At 48.4% G+C, this 10,819-nt stretch carries 11 protein-coding genes; 7 read left to right on the forward strand and 4 right to left on the reverse strand.

The genetic code is table 11. From position 1 onward, the window contains the following. Positions 1-465 precede the first annotated feature (465 nt). Genes L696_RS0101310 through isdG form a run of 4 tightly spaced genes read left to right on the forward strand, consistent with a single transcriptional unit; the run spans position 466 to position 3,594 of the window. Positions 466-1,446, forward strand: a complete 981-nt coding sequence (locus L696_RS0101310) for an ABC transporter substrate-binding protein (protein ID WP_025682041.1) — start codon at positions 466-468, stop codon at positions 1,444-1,446. A 3-nt stretch (positions 1,447-1,449) separates the two neighbouring features. Next, on the forward strand, positions 1,450-2,448 hold the full coding sequence (locus L696_RS0101315; RefSeq protein ID WP_025682042.1) for a FecCD family ABC transporter permease: 999 nt from the start codon (positions 1,450-1,452) through the stop codon (positions 2,446-2,448). After that, on the forward strand, positions 2,445-3,236 hold the full coding sequence (locus L696_RS0101320; protein WP_025682043.1) for an ABC transporter ATP-binding protein: 792 nt from the start codon (positions 2,445-2,447) through the stop codon (positions 3,234-3,236). Before L696_RS0101315 ends, L696_RS0101320 begins: the two co-directional genes overlap by 4 nt. A 1-nt stretch (position 3,237) precedes the next feature. Then, on the forward strand, positions 3,238-3,594 hold the full coding sequence (isdG, locus tag L696_RS0101325) for a heme oxygenase (protein ID WP_025682044.1): 357 nt from the start codon (positions 3,238-3,240) through the stop codon (positions 3,592-3,594). Positions 3,595-3,707: 113 nt separating this feature from the next. Here the strand turns inward: isdG and L696_RS0101330 are convergent, their stop codons facing one another. From L696_RS0101330 to L696_RS0101350, 4 genes are all read right to left on the reverse strand, one after another. Beyond that, complete coding sequence (locus tag L696_RS0101330; RefSeq protein ID WP_025682045.1) at positions 3,708-4,718, reverse strand: MBL fold metallo-hydrolase; 1,011 nt, start codon at positions 4,716-4,718, stop codon at positions 3,708-3,710. A 213-nt stretch (positions 4,719-4,931) separates the two neighbouring features. Continuing rightward, a complete protein-coding gene (gene cydS / locus L696_RS32575) occupies positions 4,932-5,042 on the reverse strand; it encodes a cytochrome bd oxidase small subunit CydS family protein (protein WP_007432143.1) in 111 nt (36 codons plus the stop codon). Between the two features lie 5 nt (positions 5,043-5,047). Next, on the reverse strand, positions 5,048-6,079 hold the full coding sequence (locus L696_RS0101345; RefSeq protein ID WP_025682046.1) for a cytochrome d ubiquinol oxidase subunit II: 1,032 nt from the start codon (positions 6,077-6,079) through the stop codon (positions 5,048-5,050). Continuing rightward, a complete protein-coding gene (locus L696_RS0101350) occupies positions 6,076-7,422 on the reverse strand; it encodes a cytochrome ubiquinol oxidase subunit I (RefSeq protein WP_025682047.1) in 1,347 nt (448 codons plus the stop codon). The genes L696_RS0101345 and L696_RS0101350 overlap by 4 nt, the downstream gene beginning before the upstream one ends. A 359-nt stretch (positions 7,423-7,781) precedes the next feature. Here L696_RS0101350 and L696_RS0101360 point away from each other — a divergent pair, with 359 nt between their 5' ends. The 3 genes from L696_RS0101360 to L696_RS0101370 all read left to right on the forward strand — a co-directional run. After that, entirely contained in the window at positions 7,782-8,336 is a 555-nt protein-coding gene (locus L696_RS0101360; RefSeq protein WP_025682048.1) for a MarR family winged helix-turn-helix transcriptional regulator, read from the forward strand. Positions 8,337-8,427: 91 nt separating this feature from the next. After that, the gene (locus tag L696_RS0101365; protein WP_025682049.1) at positions 8,428-9,660 is read left to right on the forward strand and encodes an MFS transporter; all 1,233 of its coding nucleotides are present in this window, start codon (positions 8,428-8,430) and stop codon (positions 9,658-9,660) included. 271 nt (positions 9,661-9,931) lie between these two features. Then, the coding region (locus L696_RS0101370) for a virulence factor (protein WP_025682050.1) at positions 9,932-10,819 on the forward strand (888 nt) is incomplete at its 3' end.

Genomic DNA, 10,819 nt, shown 5'->3' on the forward strand with positions numbered 1-10,819 from the left:
TTGGCCAAAAGCTCAGCGCACTGACCAGCAGAAACACAGCAATCATTGCAAAATAACCCTTCCTCATTTTGACAGCAGTCCCTCCCCACGAGAATATAAGTAATTGATTATCATTCTCAATTAAATTTTTAAAAAAAATAGCTTTTCTTGAGCTTTTCCTCCCCACCTTCCCATCCAGAAATTCGCAAAACCAAGTGAACCCATCACCAATATATCTTACACTTTTCGAAAATGTCAATATGTATTAGCGTGTACATAACCCCTTGATATATGCTATTTTTTAAGAAAAATTTAGGATACCTTCCTCTATATCATGAATCCCATCTACTCCATTTCAGTAAATAAATTATTTAAAATTTTGGTTTTTTCAATTGACAATCCCCATTGATATTCATTATCATTCTCTTATACATAAATGAAAATGATTATCATTATTATTTAACTTAAAATTGCAGGAGGAATGACATGAAATCTTATGTGTTGTGGTCATCCGCAGCGCTTTTATTCGCAGTTACCGGATGTAGTAATGGTACTCCGGCCGCAGATCACAAACCAGCCACTGCATCTGTATCTGCCACTTCCGGTACAACAAGCGATGCGGCGATTCAGGTTACTGATTTTTCAAAACGGACGCTGGCGTTCCAAGGTGTCCCTCAACATATCATTGCGCTCAGCAATGGCGATCTGGATATCATATATGCTTTGGGCGGGACAGCCGTCGGCAGACCCAACTCGAATGGACCTTCCGTCGTGCCTGCTGCTGAAAACGTTCAACAAGTAGGTTCTACTCATGAAGTCGATCTGGAGAAAATTACAATGCTCAAACCTGATGTTGTATTGGGCAATTATCCTATGAATGAGAAAGACATTCCAGCTATTGAAGGTGTCGGTTCGCAGTTGCTGCTGACAGGGGCCAATTCAGTCAAAGATATTCAGTCGCAAATTACACTCTTCGGACAATTACTGCAAAAGCAGGCTCAGGCCGTGAAGCTGAATCAGCAAATTGACCGACAGGTAGCCACATTACAAAAGGAAACTACCTCTACCTCCAAACCTAAAGTGCTGCTTGTCTACGGAGCCCCGGCCACATATATGGCGGCATTGCCGAATTCATTAAGCGGAAATATTTTGGAAATGGCTGGCGGTTCTAATATTGCCGCTGATTTTCCGGGCCTGCAAAATTTCCCGCAATATGCGCAGCTAAATACGGAACGCATCGTACAGGCCGACCCTGACTACATCCTGATTATGACCCACGGCAATACGGATGAGGTCAAAGCCGCATTTATCAAGGAAATGCAGGAAAATACAGCTTGGAGCGGAATTCGGGCAGTCAAAAACAATCAGGTTGAAGTATTACCCTCGGATCTGTTCGGAACAAATCCGGGCACACGGGTTACTAAGGCACTGGATTTGATGCATCAAAAGCTGTATACGGCGAAATAAGCGATGAACAAACTACAACGCGCCAGAAGACGCACCATCGCCTGGATTACGCTTCCGATCCTGTTGCTAGCTGTATCCGTGTACGGTCTGGCTTACGGATCGGTGTCGATTCCACTACGAGAAATCAATCAGGTTTTGCTGTATAACGATGACTCTATATATCGCACAATTCTGATGGATCTCCGGCTCCCCAGAGTACTAGTGGGTCTGCTCGTAGGAGCATGTCTGGCAGCTTCCGGGGCACTTCTTCAGGGAGTGATGAAAAATCCCTTGGCTGATCCCGGCATTATTGGCGTATCGGCCGGTGGTGGACTCGCTGCGGTCATCACGATGGTAATGCTTCCGCAGCTCAGTTATCTTCTTCCGGTAACGGCCTTTTCGGGAGCCTTTCTGAGTGCTATTGTCATTTACCTGCTGGCTTGGGACCGGGGGGCTTCTCCAGTCAAAATCGTGCTGGCTGGCGTTGCCATCAATGCACTGCTGGGCGCGCTCACCAACGGCGTAATGGTCATGTACAGCGACCGGGTGCAAGCGGTTCTTCCGTGGCTATCCGGCGGATTGAACGGACGAAGCTGGCATCATCTGGAGTTCATGGCGCCTTACGCCATCATCGCCTTAATCGCCTCCCTGTTTGCGATCAAGCCTGCCAATTTGCTGCTGCTGGGCGACGATTCAGCACAACTGCTCGGACAGCGAGTAGAGCTTCAGCGGCTACTCATTATCTTGCTTTCTGCCCTGCTCGCCGGTACGGCGGTCAGTGTGGCGGGGCTGATCGGCTTTGTAGGACTGGTCGTTCCCCATGTCATACGGCTGCTAATCGGGGAGGATTATCGTTTCCTCCTTCCCCTTTCCATTGTGGGCGGCGGAACGCTGGTAGTCCTCGCGGATACGGTGGCACGATCCTGGTTTGACCCGATTGAGCTGCCTGTAGGTATTTTGCTGGCCGTCATCGGGGCACCGTTCTTTTTAATCCTGCTCAAGAAACGGGGGAATTTCGGATGACAGCCATTCAGGGTGAGCATATCTCCTTACAACACGGGTATTTCAAGCTGGATGATGTAAACATCACCTTGCCCGCCGGACAGCTCACCGCGATTGTTGGGCCCAACGGCTCGGGCAAGTCCACGCTTTTGCGGATTATGACCCGGCTGCTCAAGCTGGATCAGGGGCAGGTTTCCGTACTGGGCAAGCCTGTACAGGAATACAAGCGACGTGATTTTGCCCAGACGATTACCATGCTGCCGCAAATGAAGGATATGCTGCCGTTATTAACGGTTCGTGAGCTGGTCGCTTACGGAAGATCCCCTCATGCCAAGGGCTTGAGGATACGGCATACCGGACAGGATCAGCATATTGTGGACCATGTCATGGAAATCACAGGCATGAAGCTCTATGCGGATCGGATGTTCCATACTCTATCAGGAGGTGAACAACAAAAAGCGCGAATTGCAATGGCTTTGGCCCAACAAACGGGCATTCTTTTGCTCGATGAACCTACCACTTTTCTGGATATCGCTCATCAATTTGAGGTGATGGATATGCTGAGGCGTATCCATCACGAGTCCGGCTTGACGATTGTTATGGTACTGCATGATTTGCAGCAAGCTGCGGCCTATTGTCATCATATGATTGCGCTTAAAAGGGGACGAATTGCCATTGCCGGCGAACCCCGTCAGATTTTGACGTCTGCTTTTCTTCGCGACATTTATGAAATGAACGCTACAATCAAATTTGAGGATGGCTATCCGGTCATTATACCGACCATACCACATCATTCAGGAGGAATTTAATATGGTTATCGTTACAAATACATCTAAAATCACCCCGGGCAATGCCCACCTGCTCATCGAACGCTTTAACAAAGAAGGTAAGGTGGAGAAAATGGAAGGCTTCCTCGGTCTGGAAGTGCTACTCACTGAAAATACAAAGGATTATGATGAAGTAACGATCAGCACACGCTGGAAGGAAAAAGAGAACTTCCAGGGCTGGACCAAAAGCGAAGCTTTCCGTGAATCACACAGCCACCGCCAAATTCCGGACTATATTTTAGAAAATAAAATCACGTTCTATGAAGTCAAAATCGTGCGTCACCCCATTGCCAACAATGACTCCGAATCCTCGCTGGTGAGCGATACCGAAGCGGTTTGATCCTGTAACACAGCGACAGACTTGTCTGCCCGTACCTTTTCACTCATTCAAAACAACCATAAAAAGCGACTCTGCGGACAAAGGTCTGCGGAGTCGCTTTTTATATGGAAACCTCAGATGATAGTTGAACAGCGGCTTTGAATTTTCAGCGTCTCACCGTGTCCCAGTATGTGAATGCGCTCCTTGGCGATGCCCAAGCGTTCACGCTCCGCTTCGAGACGATCCAGCGCCTCTCTCGGCGTATCATCCGCCAGCTTAAAGGCTCCGTAATGCATCGGGATCATCTGATCCGCGCCGCAATCTACAAACCCTTGCAACGCCTCCTCCGGTGTCACATGCTGCGAGGTCATGAACCATTCTGGCTCATACGCACCAATCGGCATAAAGGTCAGATCAATGGCAAAGCGCTCTCCAATCTCCTTAAATCCACGGAAATATCCGGTGTCTCCCACAAAATACAACGTCGGTGCATCCGCTGAATCTGCATCCGAATGACGATGGGATTCCGCGACAGACGTGGCAGAGCCGATCACCTGCTGCTCACTTTGCAGCACGTATCCACCCCAATGCGAAGTATTCGTATCAAACGGCGTACGTCGTGTCCAATGCTGGGCCGGAACAAACGTAAATCGTACCCCGCCTACCGTAAAATGCTCCCACCATTGCAGCTCATGGCAGTTACGAAAGCCTTTGCGGATCATTTTCGACTTTAACCCCGAGGGTACGAGCATCAGCGTATCTGCACGATATAATTTCCGCAATGATTCTAAATGTAAATGATCATAATGCGAATGAGACAGCAGAATGATATCCAGCGGCGGTACATCCTGAATGCGAATGCCGGGCGGAGCCAACCTTTTATCAAAAGCCATACGTTCTGCCCATACTGGATCGGTGACGATATTCAGCCCAAGATACTGGATGAAAAAGGTGGAATGTCCTACCCAGGTGGCTGTCGCCATCTCCCGATTGCTATGCAGAAACTCCAGCTCTGGGGGATGGTTTGGAACAACGAACGTATAATCCTTTATTTTACTGCGTCGCTCCTGCCGCCATTGCCTGAATTGCTTAATCGTTTTATCGGTGTTGACATGATCCATGTTGTTAAAACGAACTTTGGGCATGATGTAACTCCTCCCCTGACGGACCCGTTCTCCAAAGAAATCGCAACGGTTCAATTTAACTATATATTGTCACTCGAGTGTGAACATTAAATGATGCAAAATGCTGGTATATGTAAAGTATAATTCAATCACGTCTGTAAAGGAAATTCTGCGATAATACAGCAAAAACAGACCTCCCGGATCAATCAGAAAGGCCTGTTCCACCTATTGCTGTCAGTCCTGTGGATTTTTAAAGCGTGCCGAATAAATAAACAGAAACACAATCGCCACCACAATAATAATAGGCGACTCATACATAATCGTAAAATGCTCGAAAGCAGCCATTGAACTCATCCTTTCTTCCCTGCTTCTCCTCGCACATATTTTGCATCGAATAGGAACAGTCTCAAGATCAAAATCAGCGAAGGAATCAATACCAGCAGACCCGCAATAAACGCCGTAATCAATGCATACGCCATTGCGGAGTTCGTAAAGCTGTGATGCACATTAATGTAGGGATACAAAACATACGGCAAATGCGAGCGACCATAGCCATACCAGGCAAATGCAAATTGCAGCATGACCAGAATAAAGGAGGTTCCGAGATGACGACGACGCCATACCAGATAGACAGCTCCGACAAAGCAGACGAAGGAGGCGACAAACATCCATGCCATATTCAGCATATTGGCAAAATGGTCTGGATTTTGTTTGTTAATCTGAAAAAATGCGAGCAAACTCGCTACAATCGTTGGACCGCTCCAAATTAGCGCGTACCCGCGCACGATTTCAAAAGCGACCTTGTCTCCCGCCCTTTTGGCATAGTACGACAAAAACATCGCTGAAATATACAGCACACTCACCAACGCCAGAAAAATAACCGCCCACGTATAGGGGTTGCTTAATAGCTGGCCCCATTGAAGATGAACACCTGTGTCGTTCTCTACAATTATGCCGCCTTCCGAAATAGCAAGGACCGTCGACAGTGCCGCCGGAATCAGCAACCCAGTCGCACCATACAACGCCATGTAGACGATATTATTTTTACCGGAATGCCCATACGTATTGTAAGCATAATACACTCCCCGGATCGCAAGAAGCACAATCGCAATACTGCCGGGAACGAGTAACGCTGTTCCATAGTAATAAGCCGCATCCGGGAAAAACCCATTCAATCCCACCACAAAAAAGATGAGAAATACGTTCGTTACCTCCCACACTGGAGACAAATACCGTTGAATGATATTGTGGATTTTGTTCTGGTGGCCTGTTAACACACTGTAAAAGCTGAAAAAACCTGCACCAAAATCAATAGATGCCACAAGCAAATATCCGAACAGGAAGGTCCACAAAATGGCGATACCTACAATTTCATAGCTCACTTGCCTTCAGCCCCTTCCAGGCCCAACTGCTTCAGCTCTTCCACCGCATCCTTATTACGGAATAGCTTGCTGAGTACCTTAATGGCCGAGAAACACAACACCAGATACAAAATAACAAACAACACCAGCATCCACCCAACACTCGTAGAAGTGGTTGCTGCTTCGGACACCTTCATGTATCCGCGTAAAATCCACGGCTGTCTGCCGACCTCCGCAAACATCCAGCCTAGCTCAATAGCTACCATCGCCATTGGTCCTACCAGAATGAGCGCCAGCAGCAGCCATTTGGGGTATGGTTTACGACCTGGCAGACGTTTGCGAATCAGATACAACAGCGGAATGACGAGAATCAGCACCCCGGTGGTGATTTTGAGATCGAACATATAGTGGATAGACAACGGCGGTCGCTGATCCACAGGATAATCATTCAAACCCTTAACTTCTGTACTGGGCAGATTCCCGGCCAAAACGCTAAGCGCATAAGGCACTTTCAAGGCGTACTTGATGTCTCCGTTCTTATCCATATAACCGCCATATACGAAAGGAGCGTGCGTCATTGTATCAAAATGCCATTCGGCGGCAGCCAGCTTTTCCGGCTGATATTTGGCTAGAAATTTACCGGAAGCGTCTCCGATCATCACCGTGCTGATGGCAAACACAATGGTGCAGGTGGCGGTCAGCTTCAGCGCTTTTTTGAAATACGGGTGGTTACGCCCCCGTAGCATACTATAGGCAGCCAGTCCCATCAGCAGCCCGGCGCTCAACGTATACGAGGAAGCCAGTACATGAGAAACCTTGGTCGGCGTGGCCGGATTCAGCATGGCCTGGATGGGATGAATATCTGTCATGACTCCATTTTTAAGTGTAAAGCCTTGAGGCTGGTTCATGAACGAGTTCACAGTCGTAATAAAAACCGCTGATGCAGATGAGGCAATCGCTACCGGAATGAGCAGCATCAGGTGAAAATATTTGCTTTTAAACCGATCCCAGGTGTACAAGTAAATGCCTAGAAAAATAGCTTCGATGAAAAAAGCAAACGTCTCCAAAAACAGGGGCAACGCAATCGCTTGTCCAGCCACCCGCATAAAGGTAGGCCATAGCAAGCTGAGTTGCAGTCCAATGGAGGTACCTGTGACGACACCTACGGCAACGGTGATGACAAACCCCCGCGCCCAACGTCGGGCCAGCAGTGTATAGTGCGGATCACCAGTTCGCAGCCCGCGCCATTCCGCGAGCGCAATCATCAAAGGTACGCCAACGCCGATAGATGCAAATACAATATGAACAAACAGGGTAATTCCGGTCAACATCCGGCTTAGCAATACGGGGTCCAGTGAAGACAAATGGTACTCACTCCTTCATTTCACATTTTAATAGAAAGCACCTGCATACATTTCTTCGGATTACAATCTAGGGAGTCAAGCGAGCTATGCTTTTAATGACTGCGTAAAGCATAATAGCCGCTATCACAATACACACAATAATGAGCGTTCTTTCCTGCTTGCGGAACATGGAACGCCTCCTTTACTCATCGTTTGGAGCATGGGGAGAACATATCTTAGTCTATCTAAATTTTGTTATTTTTAACCATCCTGCCGCTATAAATTTAGCAGGATTCCATTTTGGATATTGCCAATGTGCAGTCGAATCGGTTATATTGCTATATAGTTAGATAACCTAATTATATGAAAAGAGTGAAACTATGCCGCCAAAACAAAATAAGCGGGATACCGTTCAACATCCCCTCCCCCGTCTCGGTCCAGAGCCTTATCTGGAGTTAATGGATCAAACCGCTCTTGCGGAAACCGACCGTCATCTTGCCCGCATGGGTCTCTTCTTGCTATGGACGGGTGATAACGTGCTCGACGCGATTGATCTGGATTTATCGGCTTTTGGCCTGACGGAGAGCAAGCTGGATTTGCTGTTGCTGCTGACACTACATCAATCACAGGAGCAAATGAGCCCCTCCATGATTGCCGACCGTCTCGGAATCCGACGTGCCTCCGTTACATCTATACTGGACTGGACGGAGCAAAGAGGATGGATTATCAGAGAACATAATTCCACAGATCGACGCAAGATTCATGTACGTATTACAGTAGCGGGCTCCAAGCTTGTGCAACAGGTACTGCCTGTATTCTGGTCTTCATGCGCTTCCCTGGCGAGCATTTTGGAGCCTGAGGAACAAGTGATTTTTTCGCGGATTATAGAGAAGCTTCATCATCATATGGAGCGCAGACTGGGGGTGGGCAGATAAATTTTTTTAAACATATAATTAGGTTATCTAATATAATTAATTGCATGTATTAAATAATAGCTTATTTTATTATTAAGGGAGTGTTCGATTGATGAGTAAATTACGAACAGATCATACAGCTATACAGCAAAAATCCGTTGTTCTACCTTATGCATGGATGACCGTAATTCTATGTTGGTCAGCGATTGCAGTCATGTCCAGTCTATATGTAACTATTCCTTTAGTTCCGCTCTTTGCGGACATATTCGGCAAAACGCTCGCTGAAGCTGCGATACCGGGCAGCATCTTCTCCTTGGGGTTTGCGGCCGGATGCCTTGTGTATGGGGGATTGTCTGATCGTTTTGGACGAAAGCAGATTATCGTTACCGGACTATTCGCATTAACCATCATCTCGCTATGTCTTGGTTTTACCAGTCAGTATCCTTTATTAATTACACTACGCTTGCTTCAAGGTTTGGCGGCAGCCACCTTTTCTCCCGTAGCTCTCGCCTACGCCGTAGATATGTTTCCGTCCGAAAAGCGGGTAACGGCCATTGGCTTTATCAGTACCGGGTTTCTGGTGGCAGGGATTGCCGGACAGGTATTTAGTATCGTCATTAGCGAACACATGGGATGGAATATGGTATTTCGAGTATTAGGCGTACTGTACGCCATAACCTTCCTGATCGTAACTTTTTTCTTACCGAAAGCACCCACACCTCAACGGGGCGTCCGTATTTGGGCTTCCTTCAGTCAGCTAGGCACCGTTCTCCGGTCGTATCCTTTATGGTTTAGCTATACAGTCGCCTTCGTTCTCCTGATGTCTTTCGTGAGTATGTATACAGTTCTGGGCAGCTATCTTAGCGGGCCTGAATTTGGCTTGAATCGCACACAGATGCTTTATATAAGAGCCGCTGGCATCATCGGCATGCTTTTATCACCGTTTGCCGGAAAGCTAGCCCAAAAATTCGGTGTACATCTAATATTACGCACAGCTCTTGTCCTTTCCATTCTCAGCTTGGCGCTGATGGGAATGACGCATTCTCTTATCGCTATCGTCGTGTTGAGTGTATGTTTTGTAAGCGGCATTGCCCTAAGCGTTCCTTCACTGATTGCCATTGTCGGCCAGCTTGGAGGCTCGGCAAGAGCGATAGCGGTCTCACTGTATACCTTCATTCTGTTTGCCGGTACGAGTCTAGCCCCTATGCTTTCTATTCGTTTGATGGGTGATGGCGGAAATCAGGCGATTACATTTATGCTGCTGGCAGCTGTTCTGTCTGTGGGCTTTATCGCCTCCCTGCTCATTCGCAGCCACCAGAACGATTCGCTGAAGCGAAGTGTATAAAGCTATGTATAATGAACTCGTAAAATTCACATAAAGACGGAGTAGGCGGAATGGTGCTGTACAAGCGAAGCGGTGGCGATGGGAAGCACCATCCGACTGCGCAGTGGCACCATAGTAACTTTCATTAGGCATATTCATATGATTTGTGTGAGATTTATCATTGTATTTTCGTCGAAATGACGAACTCCCTCTTTGGAGACATTCGTAGAATGAGGTACAATACAGATAAGCTATATATGGAGAACTTTTGAATAGGAGGCTGTACCGCGCTATGAAAATAACATCTATCGAGCCAACTCCCAGTCCGAACACCATGATGCTGCATCTGGATGAGCGGCTGGAAGCGGGCATTCGCAGAACATATACACGGGATAATGAACGCTCCGCTCCCCCCTTTATCCGGCGTATGCTGGGCATTGAAGGAGTTAAAAGCGTGTTTCACACGACGGATTTTGTAGCCCTTGATCGCAAAGGGAACGCAGATTGGTCCACCATTCTGGGTCAGGTTCGCGACCAGCTAGGCGAGGAAGGCGCAGACGCCAATTGGGACTTGCCAGAGGAAACCACCGGGGAAGCTTTTGGTGAGGCACAGGTATTTGTGCAATTTTTCCGGGGCATTCCGATGCAAATCCGGGTCAAAGCGGGCCAGCAGGAGGAACGGATTTCCTTGTCCGACCGTTTCGTGGAGGCCGTAACCCGGGTAGCCAGCGCGACGCTGATCAAGGAGCGCAAGCTGAGCGATTACGGCGTCCGCTATGGAGAACTGCCTGATATCGCGCGCGAGGTGGAGCAGGAGCTGGAGGCGGCCTTTCCGCAGGAGCGGCTGGAGCAGATTATCCAGCAGGCGATTGCCCATGGTGCGGACAACAGCGAATTCGTGGAGGAACGCCGCGAGTGGAGCGATGCCGAGCTGGAGCTGGCCCTACAGCACGAGGATTGGCGCACCCGCTACGCCGCGCTGGATCGACTGGAGCCGACGCCCGAGCATTTGCCACTCATCCGCCAAGCGCTGCATGACGACAAAATGCAGCTACGGCGGCTGGGGGTCGTCTATTTGGGTGATCTGCGCACACCGGAGGCGATGGAGCTGCTGTCTGAGGCGCTACGCGATCCTTCAGCGGCCGTACGCCGTACGGCGGGCGATACGCTGTCGGATATC

This window comes from Paenibacillus maysiensis (genome assembly GCF_000520815.1).
Classification (GTDB): Bacteria; Bacillota; Bacilli; order Paenibacillales; family Paenibacillaceae; genus Paenibacillus; species Paenibacillus maysiensis.